Origin of the sequence: Gordonia sp. VNK1, from assembly GCF_040049135.1 — a bacterium.
GTDB classification, from domain to species: domain Bacteria; phylum Actinomycetota; class Actinomycetes; order Mycobacteriales; family Mycobacteriaceae; genus Gordonia; species Gordonia oleivorans.
In genome coordinates, this window is the sequence record NZ_JBDZDJ010000020.1 from 87,581 (window position 1) to 106,754 (window position 19,174).

The window sequence follows — 19,174 nt, forward strand, 5'->3', positions numbered from 1 at the left end:
ATCAGCCTCCCGACTGCTCGGCTTCGCGGCGTTCCCGGGCTTCGCGGTGCTCTTGCGCTTCGCGGCGGCGTTTGTTACGTTCGCGTTCCTGGCGTCGGCGGGCGTGTTTGGCCTCCACCCGACTCATGCGTCGGGTGGGATGCAGGATGCGCGCCGACTCGGCAGGTGTTGCCTCATCCGGAGCCGGCGTGGGTGGTGCCCGGAACCGGATGCGCGCCAACCCGGGAAACAGGTCTTCCAGGGTGAACGGATTACCGAGAATCACCATGCCCTCGGGAGTGAGGAACTCCGTGCGCAACCGGCCATCGGCGTCGCGGTACTGCTCATCGAGCCAGCCGACCCCAAACGTCTTGAGCAGGTGCGCAAACCGTGACTTCGCGTTCAGGTTGTCCGGCACCGTCGCACCACCTGCACCGGGGTTGCGGTGGTCGAACTCGGCGACGTGATCGACCTCGGCGCTCATCGCCGAGCGATCCTCACCCGGGGTGACCGTCCACCCGTCACGGATCCGTACGAACCGATCCAGCACCGACGACGGCCGATACGGATTCCCCGGCGCGGTCGCCGACACCTCGATACCGCCATCGGGACCGACCACCGCATGCGGCCCGATCAACCGCCGCACCACCGCATCGGGCCGGGTGATCAACCCGAACGCCTGTACATCCGAGACCACACCCTGCCCGAAGATGAACGCCGCAGAACCAGCAGGCGCAGGCGCATCGCCGGTATCTGACTGCCCGGCAGCGACATTCGCGTCGCTTGCCGCAGCACCGACGACGAGGCCACCGCCAACAGTGGACGACTCAGGGGTGGACGACTCAGCAGTGGACGGCTCGGCGGCAGGCGACTCCGCGGGTTCACCGTCGGCGACGCACTGCTGCACCCCGCCCCGCGACTCCGACGCCTCCGCGGCGGGTGGCGGCTCGGTGGAAAACGCCTGCGCCGCAGCCCGTTCCTGCGCCGCAGCCCGTTCCTGCGCCGCAGCCCGCTCTTGCGCCGCGACCCGCTCGGCCGCCGCGGCTTCTTCGGCCGCCGCATAGGTGCGCTCATCACACACCACATGCACCATCACCGCCGCCGCAGCCGGCGGCACCGTCCCCGCCTCCGGAATCACCGCCGGACACTCCTCACGACCGCACAAGCACTCGAACGCCGTCCCCGACAACAACGCGAAACACGCATCCGAACACCGCTGCCGCCGCGTCCGCGGATCCTCGGCACACACCGCATCAGCCAACCGAGAAATCCCCGCCATCGCGATCGCCACATTCTCCGCGGTCATCGTCGCCGTGATCGAGGCCATCCCATCCGGACGCGGCCGAGCGATGGACCGACCGCTTGTCACCGGCACGCCGACACCGCTCCCGCACCGCATCCGGATCATGACGGAACACGATCCGATCCACCATCGTCGCCAACTGCGCCCGCGACCACGCCCCACCATGCCGCGCCAACTCCTCGGCCACCTCGGCATCGACCGCCGCCGCCGTGTCGCACCCGTCGAGCAACTCGGTGCACGCCACCACCACCGGCACCAACTCCGGCACGATCCGACCCTGCCGCAACTGCTCGAACACCTTCGGCACCCGCTCATGCATCACATCGGCATGCTCCACCAGCACCTCCGCCGCCCGCTGCGAGATGCTCAGCAACTGCCCGACCCGCGCACCGATCAACGCCGTGGTATCCGCCAACAGAAAGTCATGAACCTCATCGGCCGGACGTAACCGCCGCACCCGCTGCGCGATCTCCCGCACCGCCACGTACCTGTGATAAGCGAGATAGCAGGCGCCGCGCTGCAGCGTGATCAGCTGCCCCGACCAACCGTTCACCGCCTCATCACTGACGCCGATCACCGGACCCGTCGGCGTGTCATCACCATCGGCACGGTACGAGGCGATCACCTCGGCCACCACATCATCACTGACGAACTCGTCGAGCAACGCCGGCCACAACGACTCCCCCAACCAGAAATCCGCGGCCGACCACCGCCGACCCGTCCCCTCGCTCATCGCCTCGGTCATGCGGTGCCACCCCCTCGGACATCTCAACACGAATACATGTGTGTTCGCGGTCATGTTCTATTATGCCGACGCCACCGACAGAACCGCCACGATCCGATCCTCGAAATCGAACTGATGTTCGCACCTTGCTCCCCGCTCTGCGGCCGGCAAGAAGCCTCCCGATCCCCCAACCCTCTCCCAGAAAACTAGAACGTGTTCTACTCTGAGTAAGCCGGTCCACGAGAACCAAAGGGGCACACCGATGCGTTTCACCTTCGCCGAGGCGATGACCGACCCCGCCTACTACGCGCCGCTCGCACAGGCCGCCGAGAAGGCCGGGTATGCCGGATTCACCATCCCCGACTCCCTCGCCTACCCCGAGGAGTCGGACGCGAAGTATCCCTACACTCCCGACGGCAATCGGGAGTTCCTCGAGGACAAGGCGTTCATCGAGACCTTCATCCAGGCGGCGGCCCTCGGCGCGGTCACCTCCACCATCCGCTTCACCCCGTTCGTCCTGAAGCTTCCGGTGCGGCCACCGGCACTCGTGGCCAAGCAGGCAGCGTCGGTGGCCTACCTGACCGGCAATCGGCTCGCGCTCGGCGTCGGCACCAGCCCATGGCCGGAGGACTACGACATCATGGGCGTGGACTTCCGCCGGCGCGGCAAGCGGATGGACGAATGCATGGACATCATCCGCGGCCTCACCTCCGGCGAATACTTCGAGTTCCACGGCGAGTTCTACGACATCCCCAAGATCAAGATGGCACCGGCGCCCACCGAACCCATCCCGCTGCTCGTCGGCGGTCACGCCGACGCCGCGCTACGACGGGCGGTGATCCGCGGCGACGGCTGGATGCACGGCGGCGGACCGGCCGAGGAACTCGACGCCCTCCTCGACACCATCGCCGACATCCGCAAGGCGGAGGGAAAGACCAACGATCCCTTCGAGATTCACGTCATCTCCCTCGACGCCTACACCGTCGACGGCGTGAAGAAGCTGGAGGACAAGGGGATCACCGACGTCATCGTCGGATTCCGGCTGCCCTACGTCGTCGGTCAGGACACCGAACCACTACAGAAGAAGATCGATCACCTGAACTGGTACGCGGACAACGTCATCGCCAAGGTCAACGGCTGAGTCCCGGCAGAGTTCTCTGCGCTCATCGATCCCGCTCCATCAGTATCACCTGCGAATTGGTGAACGGGATCTGTTGCACCACATGTAGTCCCGAGTCTGACAGCTCCCGGTGGAGCGCAGTGTCGACGAATCGCTCGCGACGGAAGGTCCACACCTGCATCCCGCCCGGGAACGTCTGCGCGGCGGTATCGCGGTCCCGATCCCCGATCACCCACATCACCGAACATCCTGCGGCGAACTCACGGTAGCGCTCGACCGGTCGATCCTCGTCCCACAGCGACCCCGATACCGCGGCACCCCTGCGCGCTCCGATATCGCGCAGGCCCACAAAGGAATCGGGTTTTCCACGCAGTACCGCCCTCATCGACACCGGACTCCACCCCGGGCTCGGACCGAACGCCACGCAGTCGCCCGGATGCGCGTGCGTCTGCACGTACTCGGCAACCTGTGAGAAGTCGGTCTCGCCGGTGCGCCCATAGGGACCGCGTTGGGCGAGGTACGACGGCACCATGAGTGCGATGAGAAGCCCGACGAGCACCGCCTGCCACACGCGACGATCCCCCGTCATCGCCCGCACCGCCCAGGCAACGACGATCGCAAAGCCGGGGACCGCGAAGATGAGGTAGCGCGGGGTGTAGGTCGGCGACGCCAACCACGAATAGATCACGATCACACCCGTCGGGATCAACCACCAACTCGCAGCGGCAATCAGGATCGGCCACGGCTGCGCGGCAGACCGGAACGCCGCAACCGCGACTCCCGCCACCACCACCACACTCACCCCGATCAGGTAGGGCCAGGAGCCATCGGGGATCTCGAACAGGATCAGGGTCTCGAGCCGATCCAACGTCATCGGGGGCAGCCAGTCGATCTGGCGGCGTTGACCGAAAACCCACCAGGCGAACGGAGTCACGGCAACCACGACGGCAACCATGGCGAACACCGCCGCCCGGGGAATTCGACGGCGTAACACCAGAATCATCACGATCTGGGCCGGGATCACCGTGATCGACAGGAAGAACCAGACCACCATCGCGACACCCGTGACCGAGTAGGCGATCCACCACCACCTTCCACGATCCAGGGCGATCAGCAGCAACAGCATTGCCGCCACCGTCAACGCCATCGCGCCCGCGTACCCGCGCGCCTCCGAACCGGCCCACATCACTCGCGGCACGGTCAACAACACCAGCGCGCAGAGCACACCGAAAGCGTTGTCCCACACGATCCGTCCGAGAACGACCATGAGGCCCGCAGCCAGCCCGACGGCCAACGCGGACGGTAACCGAACGGAGAACTCGGAGAAGCCGAATGCCAGCGTCCACACCCGCATGAACAGGTAATACGCCGCGTGAACCCCGTCGATGGTGTCGACGAGGTGGAAGATCTGCGGGACAGTGCGATTCACCGACGAGATGGTGGCGGCCTCGTCGTACCACAGCGATGGCCGCCACGATCCCCACGCGGCAACCAGGGCACCGATCAGACCCACCAGCAGGGGCGCGCTGACGCCACGCAGCCGGCTCATGATCGGTCAGTCACCGTCGAACAGGCGCTGCCAGTTCTCGCGACTGCTCAGCGCGGGGGCGGCATCGCGCCACTGGGCGGCCACCTCGGGGCCGCGTCGGTAGAGCTCCCAACAGACCTCCGCCAATTCCCGGGTCAGTCGTCGCAGGGTGTCGGCGTCGCGGCGCCGCACGCGAACACCCGTCTGCGACCCATCGGTCACCACCACCCAGGAGAACAAGGCGACGTGCCACCAGGTGGCGTCCAGCTTGGCCATCGTCACCGGACCCGGAATCACCCGGCCCACACCCTGTTTCACGGCCCGCTTGACCAGCACGCGGTCCAGCTTGCCTTTTCGTGGCTCCGGTGGCCGCGCGACGATCGGAGAACGGATCTCGCGTCCCACCTCCGCAGCCGGACGGACCTTGGTCTCCGGATAGTGTGATCTCAGTTCGGCGAGTTCGGCGAGTTTTCCCTGACCACCGTCGGCCAGGACCGAGGGTCCGGCCAAGAAGTCACGCAGGGCGAGAATGAACGTCGCGGCCAGCCCGTACTCCATGCAGCTGAGCTGACGACCGATCTCCCTCAACGAAACCGTCACGGCTCCACGCGGTTCCACCGTTCCGTGGAGGGCGGTGACGATGAACGTGTTACGCCACGCGAAGTAGCGGGACCAGTCGTCGTAGTCCTTGAGGTGGAAATCCGCATGCCACACACCGGAATTGGGCAGGGTCACGGTACCGAATCCCTGCCTACGGGCACGGATGCCGTACTCCACGTCGTCCCATTGGAAGAACATGGGAAGCGAGAGCCCAAGTGATACAGCAGCTTCCGCGGGTATCAGGCATGACCACCAGGCGTTGTATCCGGCGTCGACCCGGATCTCCTGTTGTTTCTCGAGGGCGTTGATGCCGTTGCGGCTGTATGCGCCCTTCATGCCCGCCCGGTAGCGCCCCAGTCGATCCCACTCGCTGGTCATGTGAACGCGGTAGGTCTCCGACAGCAGCAGCATCTGCGAGCCCACCAGCATCGGCTCGACGGTGCTCGCGGCGAAGGTGGACAACCGCAGCAGCGACTCCGGTTCCACCAGGATGTCGTCGTCCATCAGCAGCACGTCGGTGTCGCAGACGTCGCCGCGGGTGAGCTCGAACAATCCGCGGTTGAACCCGCCGGCCCCACCCAGATTCGGCTGCGTCAGATAATGCAGCTTGTCGCCGAGCGCCGCCTTGATCCGTTCGAAGTCCGCATGTGAATCCACCCGATCAGTGCCCTGGTCGACGAGATAGACCGCAGCAATCTTGTTGTGCACCAAATCCTCTGATGCCAGCGCCAAGGCAGTCGCGGTCGCCTCGGATGGCCGGTTGTGCGTGCAGATCACCACCGACACGGGCCGGACCCGCTCCGGTCGCGGCGCCGACCACGTCACGTTCGCCAGTCGCGCACCCCCGCCGATGGCGGTGGCATCGAACCAGATGGCACCCCCGTCGACGAAACGCCGCACCGCGAGGTCGAGGCACACCCGACCCGTCCCGGTGATCTCGATGATCTCCACCGGACGGTCCCGTCCACTGGCGTCGGAGGCATGCACCTCGAAACGCAGGATGGCATCGTCGGCAACCTCGTGATCGAATTCGAGGCGTACCTCCGTGATCGCGGAATATCGCTGCCAATAACTCGCGGCAAATCGCCCGAAATACGTATTCGTACTGAGTGTCGCGCCCGCATCCATCCGGACCTCGGTCCGCACCGTTCGTACCGCCGCGATGTCCGCGTCGACGTACATCCCGGGATTCACACGGGAATTGGGTCCGGCGAAGACGGTTCGCTGGACCACCATCAGGTCGTCGTTGTGCATCAGGCCTCTGCTGTCGTACGGATCGATTCGATGATTCGGCGCGATTCCCGTCGAGACTAACTCACAGCGACCTACCAGCCGGAAATCACGCGCGCGTAATCAGATGATCCAGTGCCGCTTGCGCCGCGTGAAATCCACACATTCCGTGCACACCACCACCGGGCGGCGTCGCCGAGGAACACAGGTACACCCCGGGGACTCCGGTGGCATACGGCGTCGTCGTCAGCCGGGGCCGCGCGACCAGGTGCATCAGGTCGTTGGGTCCACCGCCGATGTCACCACGCACGTAGTTCGGATTGTCCATCTCGAGTTCATCCGGGGTTCGCGTCCGGACGTCGACGACCCGATCGGCGAAACCCGGCGCGAATCGCTCGATCTGCGCGGTCACCAGCTCGGTGACCGGTCCCCGGTATCCGCTGGGCACATGCGCATACGCCCACAGTGGCCGCAGTGAGCCCGACGCGCGACCCGGGTCGGCCAGCCACTGCTGCCCCACCAGGACGAACGGCCGCTGCGGCATCCGCCCACCCAGCACGCTCTGCTCGGCGTCGGCGATCTCGGCCGAGGTTCCGCCGAGGTGCACGGTGCCGGCCCGGTCACAGCCGGGCGCCGTCCAGCCCACCTCACCGTCGATCACATAGTCGACCTTGAAGGCCGCGGTCCGGTGGGTGACCGCGCGGAACGTCCGGCCGATGCGCGGCGGGATGGCCGTGCCCAGCAGATCCGCCGCGAACTCGGGAGCCGTGTCCAGGATCACGACGTCGGCATCGGCGATATCGGACATACGGTCGATCCGACGGCCCGTCACGACCTCGCCACCGAGCTCGCGCAGCAGCCCGGCCATGGCCGCCGCGATCGCCGACGATCCGCCCTCGGCCACCGGCCACCCGGCGCGATGGCCGGCGGCGACGAGCATCACCCCGGCCGCCGACGATCCCGGCCGGTCCAGCCGCGTGAACCCGTGTGCGGCCATCCCGGTGAACAAGGCCCGAGCGCCCGGTGTCCGCATCGTCCGCGCCAACACGGTCGCCGGGGCGAGCGCCCGCACACCGAATCGGGTCAACGTGACCGGATGTCGCGGCACGTGCAGGAACGGCCGGAGAATGTCGGTGCCGATGTCGTCGAAATGCCGCGCGAGTGGGCCGAACAGACGCTTCCAGCGCGGACCGTCGACGCCGAGCCCGGCGGCCGTCACCTCGATGTCGCGATACAGCAGCGCCGCGGTGCCGTCGTCGAGGGGATGGGCACAGTCGATCTCCGGCCACCGCCATCGCAGTCCGTGCCGGTGCAGCGGCAATGACGCCAGGAACGGTGAGGTGACCCCGAGGGGATGGAAGGCCGAACAGTGATCGTGGACGACGCCGGGAACCATCAGCTCACCCGATCGCGTACCACCACCGATCTCGTCGGCGGCCTCGTACACGGTGACCGCCACGCCCGCCTGCGTGAGCCGAACCGCGGCGGCCAACCCGTTCGGCCCCGAACCCACGACCGCCGCGGTGCGCGGCGAGCCCCCGGCCACGGCGCGCTACCGGATCTTGAAGATGACGGCCCGCTGGACCACGAAGTTGATGATCGTCGCCAAGCCCTGCGCGATGACGTAGGCGACGAGGCTGTAGATCAGCTCCTTGGGCCACAGATGCGACAGCCAGACGTAGACGCCGACGTTGACGAAGAAGGTGATGCCGTAGAGCACGGCCACCGCGATGAACCGGGCCATGCTCGGTTCAGCACGGAACGTCCACCGCCGGTTGAAGTAGTAAGCGGTGGTGGTGCCGCAGATGAAGCCGATGGCCTTGGCCAGACCGGGCGGCAGTCCCGCGAGGTACTGCAGCAGCGCCGTGAGACCGAAGTCGATGACCCCGGACCCGGCGCCGGTGATGACGAACCGGATGATCTGTGTCATCAGCGGGACGTCGGTGGAGGCCTCCCCGTCGTCGAGGGGCAGTTCCGGCGGCATCGGCGCATGACGCGTCGCGAACTCGTCGTGCGTGTGCTTCGGCTCGTCGGAACTCTGGTCCACCACGCGCATCACCCTAGGTCATGGCGCTGAGAATTCACGTGGCAGCCGGGTCAGAATTCTTCTTCCACATCGGAGTCGCGGGCCGCCTTCTCACCGCGATCCAGGCTCGCGAGGTCGGTCACGTCGGCCTCGGTCAGTTCGAAATCGAACAGGTCGGCGTTCTCGAGCTGGCGGCCCTTGTGTGCCGACTTGGGCACCACACCGATACCCTGCTGCACCGACCAGCGCAACGCGATCTGGGTGGGCGACTTGCCGTACTTGCGGGCCAGCCGGATGACGACGGCGTCGGCGAGCATGCCCTCCTTGCGGCCGGTCGGATGCCAGGCCTGCGCATGGATTCCATTGTGCTGCATGAACTCTCGCAGGCCGTCACGCGCCAGTGCGGGTGAGCACTGAATCTGGTTGAGCTCCGGCCACTTCCCCGTCTCGTCGTAGAGCGCCTGCAGATGATGCGCCTTGAAGTTCGACACACCCGGCACCCGGATGAATCCCTCCTCGGCCAGGGTCAGCAGGGCCTTCCACGATTCGACCATCTTGCCCAGGCTCGGGCACGGCCAGTGGATGAGGTAGACGTCGAGGTAGGCCACCCCGAGCCGCCGGGCACTGTCCTTGGCCGCGTTGATCGCCTCGTCGAATCCCTGATCACCGCCGCCGAGCTTGGTCTGCACCACGACATCGGCACGGTCGATGCCCGACTCCTCGATCCCCATCCCGACGCTGCGTTCATTGGAATAGCGCGACGCCGTGTCGAGCAGCCGGTAGCCGGCGCCCAGCGCATGCGAAACGGCATGCGCGCAGGGCATCCCGAGCATGTCGTAGGTGCCGAGGCCGACCAGCGGCAGCGAAAAACCGGACGCGAGCGTGACCGAAGGGATCTCCACCGTCTAAGAATATGGGCCAACCGTCGATCGGTGTCGGGTAACAGGCTTCGGTATCGGGCTCCGGTGACCAGCGCTATGGTCGAGATCATGGCCGTGCTCCGTCGAGGTGCGCCGAGAACCCTCGGGTTTTCCGTGGCGCTGATCGTGTCCCTGATCCTCGCCGGACTCATCCCGGCCCTCCTCGTCCCCGCCGAGGCCCGCGCCGACGGTCCGCCACCCACCGCGACGCCGATCGATTCGGGTCTCGACGCGACCGGCTATTCCGGCCCGATCGGTGCGCCCGGCACCCTGATCGCACAGGTTCCGCTCGCGAGTCCCCTCACCCTGCCGTCGGCCGGTCGCGCCTACCGCATCCTGTACGCCTCCCGCGACGTGCACGGCCGGCCCGCGGTGAGTTCCGGCGCGGTGTTCCTGCCGAAACGCGCCGCACCCGCCGGCGGTTACCCGGTGATCGCGTGGGCACATGGCACCACCGGACTCGGCGATGACTGCGCCCCGTCGGTGCAGCCACGCAGCTCCCGCGACACCACCTACCTCGATCATTGGCTCGATCAGGGCTATGCCGTCGTCGCCACCGATTACGTCGGGCTCGGCACCCCGGGGCTGATGAACTATCTGAGCGGGGTGTCGCAGGCACAATCCGTCGTCGACTCGGTGATCGCCGCTCATCAGATGGGGCTGCCGCTCGCCCGGAAGTGGGCGATCGTCGGCCAGTCGCAAGGTGCGAGTGCCGCCCTCAACGCCGCGCGTCGTGCCACCGCGCTGTCGGCCGGCTCCGGGCTGGATTACCGCGGCGTCGTCGCCACCGGAACCCCCGCCAACATCGAGCAGATCGTCTCCCTCGCCCCACCCGCACCCGTCGCGTTGCCCGCGGCACTGACGGTCTACACGGCCTACATCTTCGCCGGATTCGCCGACGCCCGACCCGACATCGACATCGCGCAGGTCCTCGGTCCGAAGGGCCGCGAACTCGTCGCCGACGCGCGCACCGTCTGCGACCCGGAGATGACCCCGCTGGCGTCCGGGATTCGGCTGGATCAATTGCTGTCCCGGCCGGTCAGCTCCATCCCCGGCATCCGCGAGGCGTTGACCGACTACATGGGCACCCCGTACTCCGGCTACGACCGCCCGATCTTCCTCGGCCAGGGGCTGCTCGACTCCGACGTCCCGGCCCCGTCGGCACTGTCGCTGTACGGGCAGATGGTGGCGGCCGGGCAGCCCGTCGAACTGCACGTCTACCCCACGAAGGACCATTCCGGTACGGTGCTCGCCTCGATCCCCGACTCCACCCCGTTCCTCGCCCGGATCATGCGATGACGGATCAGGCGATGAGGCCGGCGGCGCCGTGAGAACCTACGACGACGTCATCATCGGGGCCGGTCACAACGGGCTGACCGCGGCGACCTACCTCGCCCGCGCCGGCCGCAGTGTGCTGGTGCTGGAGTCCGCCGATCACGTCGGGGGTGCGGCGGTGTCGGCGATGCCGTTCCCCGGGATGAGCGCCCACCTGTCGCGCTACTCCTACCTGGTGTCGCTGATGCCGGCCCGGATCATCACCGACCTCGACCTCGACGTCACCCTGATCCGGCGCCGGTACTCCTCGTACACACCGCTGCCGGCCGATCCGACGCGCGGTGTCCTCGTCGACACCGCAGACGACGCCGCCACCGCGCATTCCTTCGCCCGGGTCACCGGCAGCGACACGGAATTCGGTGCGTGGCAATGGTTTTACGAGCGGATGGGTGAGATCGCACGCGCGGTGTTCCCCACCCTCATCGAGCCGCTGCGCTCGGCGCAGGAGATGACCGATCTCGTCGTCGACGGCGACTCGTCGCGCGCCGAACTCTGGGAGATGCTCACCGAACGCCCCCTCGGCGAGCTGATCGAGAGGTACTTCGACGACGACCTGATCCGCGGCATCGTCGCCACCGACGGCCTGATCGGCACCTTCGCCGACCTGCACGACACCTCCCTGCGGCAGAACATCTGCTTCCTCTATCACCTCATCGGCGGCGGCACCGGCGACTGGGATGTGCCGGTCGGCGGCATGGGTGCGGTCTCCGGCGCGCTGTATCAGGCCGCACTGGCCGCCGGCGCCGACATCCACACCACCAGCACCGTCGTCGGGATCGACCCGGGCGACGGGATCGTCGAATACCTCACCACCGATCACGGCAGTTCCCGGCAACGCGTGGCCACCGTCCGGGGCGAGATGGTGCACGGGGCGTGCGCGCCGGACGTGCTCAACACCATGCTCGACGAACCCCTCACCACCGAATCGGGTACCGCGGGTGCCCAACTCAAGATCAACCTGCTGCTCGACCGGCTACCCGAACTGCGGGACCCCACGACGTCGCCGACCGCCGCGTTCGCCGGCACCTTCCACATCAACGAGTCCTACGATCAGTTGCGCACGGCCTGGCAGCAGGCCCGCAATGACGAGGTGCCGGCCCTGCCGCCGTGCGAGATCTACTGCCACACCCTGTCCGATCCGTCGATCCTCGGTCCCGAACTGGCCGGCAAACACACGTTGACCCTGTTCGGCCTGCACATGCCGCCGGCGGTGTTCGCCGCCGGTGGCGCCGCCGCACAGGCCGTCGAGGCGACCCTGGCGTCGTTGAATTCGGTTCTGGCCGAACCGGTTCAACGGGTCATCGCCCACGATGTCCACGGCAATCCCTGTCTGGAGGCCAAGACCCCGCTCGACCTCGAGACCGCACTGGGTCTGCCCGGCGGCAACATCTTCCACCGCTCACTGCAGTGGCCCTGGGCGCCCGAGGCCACCGAGGTGGGCACCTGGGGTGTCCAGACCCGCCACCCACGACTGCAACTGTGCGGTGCCGGCGCCCGCCGCGGTGGTGGCGTCAGCGGAATCCCCGGACGAAATGCCGCGGCCGCCGTCCTGGGATGGTGAACGCCGCGGGCCGCAAAACCGATGCGGGTACTCTCTTGAGCGATGTCTACAGATGAATTGCTGCCGATCACGACCCGTGAACTGGTCGGATGGTCACGCACCACACCGGTCCTAGGCCACGTGCTCTCGACGCCGTATCCCGAGGTCATCGCCGAGGCGGTGGCGCGCGTCGCCGACGACAACGCCGATAAACCCGACTACCTCAAGCGCGGTGTGATCGCCCGCGGACTCGGACGCTCCTACAACGAGTCCGGGCAGAACTCCGGCGGCCTCACCGTCGACATGACGCCGCTGACGCGGATCTACTCCCTCGACGAGGACACCGGCATCGTCGACGTCGACGCCGGACTGTCCATCGATGCCCTGATGCGGGTCGTCGTACCCCGCGGTTTCTGGGTGCCGGTCATGCCCGGAACGCGGCAGGTCACCATCGGTGGCGGTATCGCCCACGACATCCACGGCAAGAATCACCACGCGACGGGCACCTTCGGCGATCACATCGTCGAGATGCACCTGCTGGTCGCGGACGGGCGGATCCTGATCCTGACGCCCGAGGGATCGGCGGATGATCCCGACGGCACCCTGTTCTGGGCCACCGTCGGCGGTATCGGCCTGACCGGCATCGTGCTGCGCGCCAAGATCGCCCTCAAGCGCACCGAGACCGCGTACTTCCTGGCCGACACCTTCACCACCGCAAACCTCGACGAGACCATCGACCTGCACCTCGAGCAGCGCTACGAGGACGGCTTCGAATACGCCTCGGGGTGGTTCGACACCATCAGCGGCGGATCGAAGCTGGGTCGCGGTTCCTTCAGCCGCGGCAACCTGGCCACCCTCGACGAGTTGCCCGCAAAACTGCGCGACAAGGCACTGAAGTTCGACGTCAAGCCGCTGATCTCGCTGCCGAATGTCTTCCCGCGCGGCCTGGACAACAAGTTCGACTTCTCGCTGATCGGCGAGCTGTACTACCGGATGGGCTCCAACAAGCGCGGCATCATCGAAAGCCTGCCGCAGTTCTATCACCCGCTCGATCTGATCGGGAACTGGAACAACGCCTACGGCCGCGGTGGCGCGTTCACCCAGTACCAGTTCATCGTGCCGACCGGCAACGAGGGCGACTTCAAGCAGCTCATCCTCGACATCCAGGCCTCCGGGCACGTCAGCTTCCTCAACGTGATCAAGCTGTTCGGCGACGGCAATCGCGCGCCGCTGTCCTTCCCGTTCCGGGGCTGGAATGTGTGCCTGGACTTCCCGGTCCGCAAGGGGCTCGCGGAGTTCCTCAACGACCTCGATCGGCGCGTCATGGAGATGGGCGGGCGCCTCTACACCGCGAAGGATTCGCGCACCTCGGCGGAGAACTTCCACAAGATGTACCCGCAGATCGACGAGTGGATCGCCACCCGCCGCACCATCGACCCGACCGGTGTGTTCATGTCCGACATGGCCCGGCGCCTCGAGCTGGCCTGACCCGATCCGATCTGAAAGCAGAGAAACCTTGTTCAACGCCGTAGGCGCCCCCCAGTCCATCCTCATCCTCGGCGGCAGCTCCGAGATCGGCCTGGCCATCGCGAGTGAGTTCCTCACCCGCGGCCCGGCGCGGGTCGTTCTCGCCGTCGTCCCCGGCGATCCGACCGCCGAGGCGGCCGTCGCCACCATGAAGACCGCCGGCGCCTCCGAGGTCGAACTGATCGACTTCGACGCGCTGGCACCCGACACCCACGCCGCCGTCATCGACAAGGCGTTTGCCGGTGGCGACATCGATCTCGCCATCGTCGCCGCGGGTGTGCAATTCGACGACGAGGCCGTCTGGCAGGACCAGAAGAAGGCGGTCACCGAGGTGACCATCAACTACACCGCCGCGGTCAGCGTCGGCGTGCTGCTCGGCGAGAAATTCCGCGGGCAGGGACACGGACAGATCGTTGCGATGAGTTCGGTTGCCGGAGAACGTGTTCGGCGGTCCAACTTCCTCTACGGCTCATCCAAGGCCGGTCTGGACGGCTTCTACCTCGGCCTCGGCGAGGCACTCGCACCCGAGGGCATCGGCGTCCTCGTCGTCCGGCCGGGCCAGGTGCGTACCCGGCTGTCGGCCAACGTCGCCGAGGCACCGCTGACCGTCAACAAGGATGACGTCGCGCGGGCGGTCGCAAAGTCGGTCGATGCCGGCAAGGAGATCGTGTGGGTCCCCGGAACGTTCCGCTTCATCATGATGGTGCTGCGCCACGTCCCGCGGAAGGTGTTCCGCAAGCTGCCGGTATAGAGCGGTCTAGAGGTGCCATCTCAGCTCGTCTCCGAGGCGTGAGAGCGATCCCGACGTCACACGACCACTGGACTCGATCACTCGTTCCTACCGTTGAGTGATCGCCAACTGGCCTCGGCCTGCGGGAATCTACCGGATCCTGGCGCCGTGGTTCGATGGTTCGCATGGGCAGAATGAAATCCTTCTTGAACTCGTCGAATCGGGTTTGGTTCGCTGATGGCCCCACTGGTATCAAACCCACAGAAGGGTCGGCCTACTGGTGGTCACTTGACGATGGAAGCGATCTATGGCTCACCACCGCACATGAGGCTGACGTACATCGGAACGAGTATGCGTGGCGTGAATTTCCCAGCGATCCCGTAATCATCCTCGAGACAGTGATCCGGCGTGCGTCAGCGGACGAATCGGTCAGACTGCCTGCCTCCGTCTCCCGCTATCTTGGAATCAGAGACCGGCCTGCTGAGCAGTATCTTGACGACTTTCACATTGTTCCTGTAGAGATCAATCAGGAATTGTTCCTGGGCGTCGGAATTTCGTTCGATTCGCACAATTATATTGCGAGTGTGTTCAATGCGAATTGGGTCTGCGCGCTGTACCCCGGCCCAGAACGCTTCCTGCGGCTGTCAGTTACCGTCTCCTGACCGCCCGCTGGGAGGCAGCGGGGCAGCATCGCAGCGCGGTGGTGAGCAGGGAACGAATCCACGAACTAGCCCTGTGCGGCAGCAACTTTCACCACAAAGTCGCTGTGACCCACGTCCCTGAACCAGCCGGTCAGCGTTCCCCTGCCGAACACCGTTCAGCGGTACCGGATCCGAGCTTTCACGCCCCACAATCGGGTGAAGGCGCTCCAACCATGCACCAGGTGAGCGTGCCTCCGGTGTCGCCGAGTCCGTCGGTGAGCAGGATCGTCGTGTTCGACGCATCGGTGGAGAGTCGGGCGGTGAACGTCTGTCCGGCGTGCAATCCGACGCCGGTCCCAGACTTGTTGATCTGCGTGGTCAGGGTGCCGACGATGTGGGTGTCGGAGTCGGTATCGCGACGTTCCCAGGTGAAGTTCCACTTCTCGTCGTCGATCGCGGACGCCCCCATCAGAAGTGTTCCGGTGAGTGTGGTGTCCAGGGACGACTCGTGGCGTTGCCAGTGACCGGCGAAGGCCGAGATGCCGGTCCCGTGGCCGGGCGGGAGGGTGTGCGTGGGGTCTGTCGTCGACGTTGTGGTGTCGGCGGGCCTTGTAGCGATGGGCCTCGTGGCAGTCGTGTCGGTCGTCACCGTGGCGGTGACAGTATCGGCGACCTCGGTGGGCGCTGCCGCAGAGGTGTGAATGGTGGTCGACGTCGGGTCGTTGGGCGAACTCAACGCCCCGCATCCGGTGAGCAGCAGGGCGGTGGCCAGCGATGCCGTGGCGCCGGCGACGGTGAAGCGAGTCCTCGTGATCGTCCTTCCGGGTGGTGGATGGGCCTCGCGAGTTATTTCGCACACCTAACGATGCCCATTACCGACGTCCCCTCTCCGAATGACTGTCGCGTCTTGCTACAACTGACTGCGTGACTGCGCAGACCCGAGAGCGGCAGACCCGAGTGCTGCGACAGATCAGACCCCTCCTCTCCGATCTCGCAGACCTCGTCATCGCCGTGACCCTCGGAGTGGTGATTTCCGTCGTCGGCCTCAAGGTCATCGACGCGGTCCAGTGGCCGGCGTTCAACTCCTCCAACGTGACGCGTGCACTGACCACGGTCGGCCAGGTCATCGCGGTGATCGTGCTGGTCGGAGCCGCCCTGCTGTATCGGTACGGCCGGTCCCGATGGCTGACCACCGTGCTGTCGACGGCCGGTGTGGCGGGCCTGGTGACCGTGACGCTGGGCATGCCGTTGGGTGCGACCCGGCTGTATCTATTCGGGTTGTCGGCGGATCAGCAGTTCCGCACCGAATACCTGACCCGGATGACCTCGAGCCCGCATCTGGCCGACATGACCTACCTCGATCTGCCGCCCTACTACCCGGCGGGCTGGTTCTGGTGGGGCGGTCGGTTCGCCGCCGCGCAGGGCATGCCCGGCTGGGAGGCGTACAAGCCGTGGGCGATCCTCACCATCGCGGTCGCCGCGGCCGTCGGTGTCGTGTTGTGGAACCGGATGGTCGGCGCGGATCGTGGCGCGGCGATCGCGCTCGCCGTCACCGTCGTGACGCTGATGGAGGCCTCCCCCGAGCCGTACGCCGCGGTGTTGGTCCTCATCGGTGTGCCGATGCTGATCCCAATGCTGTACGCATTGCGGGGTCGAAGCCGGATGGCCGACGGGCCGACCGGGTCGCTGCGGGCGGGGACGAGTTGGCCTGCGGTGATCGCTGCCGGGCTGTTCCTCGGACTCTGTGCGACGTTCTACACGCTGTACGCCGGGCTGTTCGCCGGTGTCGCCGTGTTGATGGCGCTGGTGCTGATCGGGTTCGGGTGGGTCCGGGCGGGCAACAAGGCGCTGCCGTCGGCCGAGGTGTCCGCGGCGCGGCGGGCCGTGATCGTCGCGGTGGGTGTGCGTCTGATCGTGATGGCTGCCGTGTCGGGGATCGTCGCGTTGCTTGTCTGGACGCCCTACCTGTTGGCGCGGGTGAGCAATGCGCCGTCCAGCGGCGGGACCGCCGAGCACTATCTGCCCGGGCGCGGCGCGGTTCTGCCACTCCCGATGCTCCACCTCACCATCGTCGGCGTCATCACCATGATCGGGCTGATCTGGTTGCTGCTGCGGTTCCGCGAGCGCACCATCGCGCTCGCCCTGGGTGTGACGGTGGTCGGGATCTATCTGTTCTGCCTGCTGTCGATGATCCGCACGGCCGTCGGGTCGACGCTGCTGTCGTTCCGGCTCGAACCGATCCTGGTGGCCGTGCTGGCCGCCGCCGGTGTCCTCGGTGTCGCCGAATTGTCACGGTGGGCGGTCGGCCGGTTCGGTGATATCCGGACGTTGATCGGAGTCGTCGCGGCCGCCACTGCAATCGCTGCGGCACAGGGCATTCCCGAGTACCTGTCGGGTGAGATCACCACCGCCTACACCGACACCGACGGCTATGGCGTTCGCGCCGACCAGCGTCCGGCCGGTGCCGAGTCCTTCTTCCCGGAGATCGACCGGAAGATCACCGCGCAGACCGGCCGTCCGGCCACCGACAATGTGGTTCTCACGGCCGATTACGGATTCCTCTCGGTGTATCCCTACTGGGGTTTCCAGGGATTGACGTCGCACTACGCGAATCCCTTGGCCGAGTTCGACAAACGGGCCGCGACCATCGCCAAGTGGGCACAGGTCACCACGCCCGACGAGATGATCGATCAGCTCGACCACGCCGCCTGGCCCGCACCGAATGTCTTCCTGTTCCGCTACTCCGCGGACGGCTACGCTTTGCGGTTGGCGCAGGATGTGTATCCGAACGATCCGAATGTGAAGCGCTACACCGTCACCTTCGATCCGAAGGCCTTCGACGATCCTCGTTTCGAGGTCACCGAGATCGGGCCGTTCGTGTTGGTGGTTCGTCAGTGACACCAAGGAGGTGATCGTGCCGGCCGAGAAGTTCGACCTCAGTCATGTCGACGGCGCGTCGTCACGGGCCTGGTTCGTCGGCACCCATGCCGTCAATTGGGTTGTCCTCCAGGATGAGTCCGGACTCACCCTGATCGACGGCGGCTACCCCGGCCAGGCCGATCTGGTGGTCGAGTCGATTTCCCGGATCGGCGCACGCCCCGAGGACATTCGTGGCGCCTTGCTCACCCATGCGCACGTCGACCACATCGGCGGGGTGGCGAAACTCGTGCAGCGGTACGGCTTTCCGGTGTTCGTCGATCCCGCAGAGGTGGGCCACGCCCATCGCGATCACCTCCAGCAGGCGTCGCCGCTCGACATCGCGTCGGTGGCGTATCGGCCGAGGGTGTGGCGATGGCTGGCCGAAGTGACCCCGCTGGGAGTGTTGAGCCGCAAGGGAATCGACTCGGCGGAGGCCTTCCCGGAGCGCCTTGACCTACCCGGATCGCCGGTGCCGGTGGCCTCACACGGCCACACCGACGGCCACAGCGCCTACCTCGTCGCCGACGGGGCTGCATTGGTGTCCGGCGATGCGCTGGTCAGCGACCATCCGATCTCCGGAATCCATGGCTGCCAATGCATTCCGGACGTCTTCCAGCATGATGTGGCCGCGGCCCGTCGTAGCGTCGAGGCATTCACCGAGTTGAATGCGACGGTACTGTTCCCGGGACACGGACCTCGAGTCGACGGTTCGGTGGCCGACATGGCGCGAGAAGCGCTGTCGCGCTGACCGTCGACCCGAGGTCGGCGTCCCAATTCACTATGGAGTTCTCAAGGAACCGATGCGGTCCCGGCCGGAGCCGGGTGCGGGTTGGTTGGTCTGTTATCTATCTGTGGGCGAGGGTCTTACCCCGTTGGTCGAGCGCCTCCCATTCGCCGGTCGAGCTCCTTTGCCAGCCGGTCGAGCCGTTGTTTCGCCGGTCGAGACATCCCAGGGCGTTAAGTTGTCAAGCTGCGGCTTCGGGCGTTTGGTCTTTCCATGCGATTTCGGGGTCGTAGGGGACTCCGCGGACCAGGCAGCCGTGCAGGATGCC

General features: G+C 66.5%; 16 protein-coding genes. 8 read left to right on the plus strand and 8 right to left on the minus strand.

What is annotated here, in order from left to right; all coding sequences use genetic code 11:
- Nucleotide 1: 1 nt before the first annotated feature.
- Nucleotides 2–1,306: a 13E12 repeat family protein gene (locus ABLE94_RS20545; RefSeq protein ID WP_348809710.1), complete on the minus strand. Its 1,305-nt coding sequence runs from the start codon at nucleotides 1,304–1,306 to the stop codon at nucleotides 2–4.
- The gene (locus ABLE94_RS20550; protein ID WP_348809711.1) at nucleotides 1,233–2,027 is read right to left on the minus strand and encodes a DUF222 domain-containing protein; all 795 of its coding nucleotides are present in this window, start codon (nucleotides 2,025–2,027) and stop codon (nucleotides 1,233–1,235) included. The genes ABLE94_RS20545 and ABLE94_RS20550 overlap by 74 nt, the downstream gene beginning before the upstream one ends.
- A gap of 241 nt (nucleotides 2,028–2,268) precedes the next feature.
- Here ABLE94_RS20550 and ABLE94_RS20555 point away from each other — a divergent pair, with 241 nt between their 5' ends.
- Nucleotides 2,269–3,147 (plus strand): TIGR03619 family F420-dependent LLM class oxidoreductase, encoded by an 879-nt coding sequence (locus ABLE94_RS20555; protein ID WP_348809712.1) that lies wholly within the window; start codon nucleotides 2,269–2,271, stop codon nucleotides 3,145–3,147.
- A 22-nt stretch (nucleotides 3,148–3,169) separates the two neighbouring features.
- Here the strand turns inward: ABLE94_RS20555 and ABLE94_RS20560 are convergent, their stop codons facing one another.
- From ABLE94_RS20560 to ABLE94_RS20580, 5 genes are all read right to left on the minus strand, one after another.
- Nucleotides 3,170–4,675 carry a glycosyltransferase family 39 protein gene (locus tag ABLE94_RS20560; RefSeq protein WP_348809713.1) on the minus strand — a complete coding sequence of 502 codons (1,506 nt, stop codon included), beginning with the start codon at nucleotides 4,673–4,675 and terminating at the stop codon, nucleotides 3,170–3,172.
- A 6-nt stretch (nucleotides 4,676–4,681) separates the two neighbouring features.
- On the minus strand, nucleotides 4,682–6,508 hold the full coding sequence (locus ABLE94_RS20565; protein ID WP_348809714.1) for a glycosyltransferase: 1,827 nt from the start codon (nucleotides 6,506–6,508) through the stop codon (nucleotides 4,682–4,684).
- An 85-nt stretch (nucleotides 6,509–6,593) separates the two neighbouring features.
- Nucleotides 6,594–7,997, minus strand: a complete 1,404-nt coding sequence (locus ABLE94_RS20570) for a phytoene desaturase family protein (RefSeq protein WP_348809715.1) — start codon at nucleotides 7,995–7,997, stop codon at nucleotides 6,594–6,596.
- Between the two features lie 39 nt (nucleotides 7,998–8,036).
- The gene (locus ABLE94_RS20575; protein ID WP_348809722.1) at nucleotides 8,037–8,468 is read right to left on the minus strand and encodes a GtrA family protein; all 432 of its coding nucleotides are present in this window, start codon (nucleotides 8,466–8,468) and stop codon (nucleotides 8,037–8,039) included.
- Nucleotides 8,469–8,581: 113 nt separating this feature from the next.
- Entirely contained in the window at nucleotides 8,582–9,412 is an 831-nt protein-coding gene (locus ABLE94_RS20580; protein ID WP_348809716.1) for an aldo/keto reductase, read from the minus strand.
- Between the two features lie 87 nt (nucleotides 9,413–9,499).
- Here ABLE94_RS20580 and ABLE94_RS20585 point away from each other — a divergent pair, with 87 nt between their 5' ends.
- The 5 genes from ABLE94_RS20585 to ABLE94_RS20605 all read left to right on the plus strand — a co-directional run bounded on the left by ABLE94_RS20585 (nucleotide 9,500) and on the right by ABLE94_RS20605 (nucleotide 15,224).
- The gene (locus ABLE94_RS20585; RefSeq protein ID WP_348809717.1) at nucleotides 9,500–10,729 is read left to right on the plus strand and encodes an alpha/beta hydrolase family protein; all 1,230 of its coding nucleotides are present in this window, start codon (nucleotides 9,500–9,502) and stop codon (nucleotides 10,727–10,729) included.
- A 28-nt stretch (nucleotides 10,730–10,757) separates the two neighbouring features.
- Complete coding sequence (locus ABLE94_RS20590) at nucleotides 10,758–12,326, plus strand: phytoene desaturase family protein (RefSeq protein WP_348809718.1); 1,569 nt, start codon at nucleotides 10,758–10,760, stop codon at nucleotides 12,324–12,326.
- Nucleotides 12,327–12,368: 42 nt separating this feature from the next.
- The gene (dprE1, locus tag ABLE94_RS20595; RefSeq protein ID WP_348807375.1) at nucleotides 12,369–13,793 is read left to right on the plus strand and encodes a decaprenylphosphoryl-beta-D-ribose oxidase; all 1,425 of its coding nucleotides are present in this window, start codon (nucleotides 12,369–12,371) and stop codon (nucleotides 13,791–13,793) included.
- A 28-nt stretch (nucleotides 13,794–13,821) separates the two neighbouring features.
- Nucleotides 13,822–14,583, plus strand: a complete 762-nt coding sequence (gene dprE2 / locus ABLE94_RS20600) for a decaprenylphospho-beta-D-erythro-pentofuranosid-2-ulose 2-reductase (RefSeq protein ID WP_348807374.1) — start codon at nucleotides 13,822–13,824, stop codon at nucleotides 14,581–14,583.
- A gap of 173 nt (nucleotides 14,584–14,756) precedes the next feature.
- On the plus strand, nucleotides 14,757–15,224 hold the full coding sequence (locus ABLE94_RS20605) for a hypothetical protein (protein ID WP_348807373.1): 468 nt from the start codon (nucleotides 14,757–14,759) through the stop codon (nucleotides 15,222–15,224).
- Between the two features lie 178 nt (nucleotides 15,225–15,402).
- Here ABLE94_RS20605 and ABLE94_RS20610 read toward each other — a convergent pair whose 3' ends face one another.
- Complete coding sequence (locus ABLE94_RS20610) at nucleotides 15,403–16,062, minus strand: hypothetical protein (protein ID WP_348807372.1); 660 nt, start codon at nucleotides 16,060–16,062, stop codon at nucleotides 15,403–15,405.
- A gap of 98 nt (nucleotides 16,063–16,160) precedes the next feature.
- Between ABLE94_RS20610 and ABLE94_RS20615 the strand changes: the two genes are divergently transcribed.
- Together ABLE94_RS20615 and ABLE94_RS20620 are read left to right on the plus strand one after the other, a co-directional pair.
- Complete coding sequence (locus tag ABLE94_RS20615; RefSeq protein WP_348809723.1) at nucleotides 16,161–18,101, plus strand: galactan 5-O-arabinofuranosyltransferase; 1,941 nt, start codon at nucleotides 16,161–16,163, stop codon at nucleotides 18,099–18,101.
- A gap of 10 nt (nucleotides 18,102–18,111) precedes the next feature.
- Complete coding sequence (locus ABLE94_RS20620) at nucleotides 18,112–18,870, plus strand: MBL fold metallo-hydrolase (RefSeq protein ID WP_348807371.1); 759 nt, start codon at nucleotides 18,112–18,114, stop codon at nucleotides 18,868–18,870.
- Nucleotides 18,871–19,174 lie beyond the last annotated feature (304 nt).

What these genes read in the sequence shown, in the direction of transcription:
- ABLE94_RS20565 (WP_348809714.1), bottom strand. Translation starts at nt 6,508, where the DNA reads ATGCACAACGACGACCTGATGGTGGTCCAGCGAACCGTCTTCGCCGGA.
- ABLE94_RS20555 (WP_348809712.1), top strand. Translation starts at nt 2,269, where the DNA reads ATGCGTTTCACCTTCGCCGAGGCGATGACCGACCCCGCCTACTACGCG.
- ABLE94_RS20575 (WP_348809722.1), bottom strand. Translation starts at nt 8,468, where the DNA reads ATGCCGCCGGAACTGCCCCTCGACGACGGGGAGGCCTCCACCGACGTC.
- ABLE94_RS20585 (WP_348809717.1), top strand. Translation starts at nt 9,500, where the DNA reads ATGGCCGTGCTCCGTCGAGGTGCGCCGAGAACCCTCGGGTTTTCCGTG.
- dprE1 (WP_348807375.1), top strand. Translation starts at nt 12,369, where the DNA reads ATGTCTACAGATGAATTGCTGCCGATCACGACCCGTGAACTGGTCGGA.
- ABLE94_RS20560 (WP_348809713.1), bottom strand. Translation starts at nt 4,675, where the DNA reads ATGAGCCGGCTGCGTGGCGTCAGCGCGCCCCTGCTGGTGGGTCTGATC.
- ABLE94_RS20605 (WP_348807373.1), top strand. Translation starts at nt 14,757, where the DNA reads ATGAAATCCTTCTTGAACTCGTCGAATCGGGTTTGGTTCGCTGATGGC.
- ABLE94_RS20550 (WP_348809711.1), bottom strand. Translation starts at nt 2,027, where the DNA reads ATGACCGAGGCGATGAGCGAGGGGACGGGTCGGCGGTGGTCGGCCGCG.
- ABLE94_RS20545 (WP_348809710.1), bottom strand. Translation starts at nt 1,306, where the DNA reads ATGGCCTCGATCACGGCGACGATGACCGCGGAGAATGTGGCGATCGCG.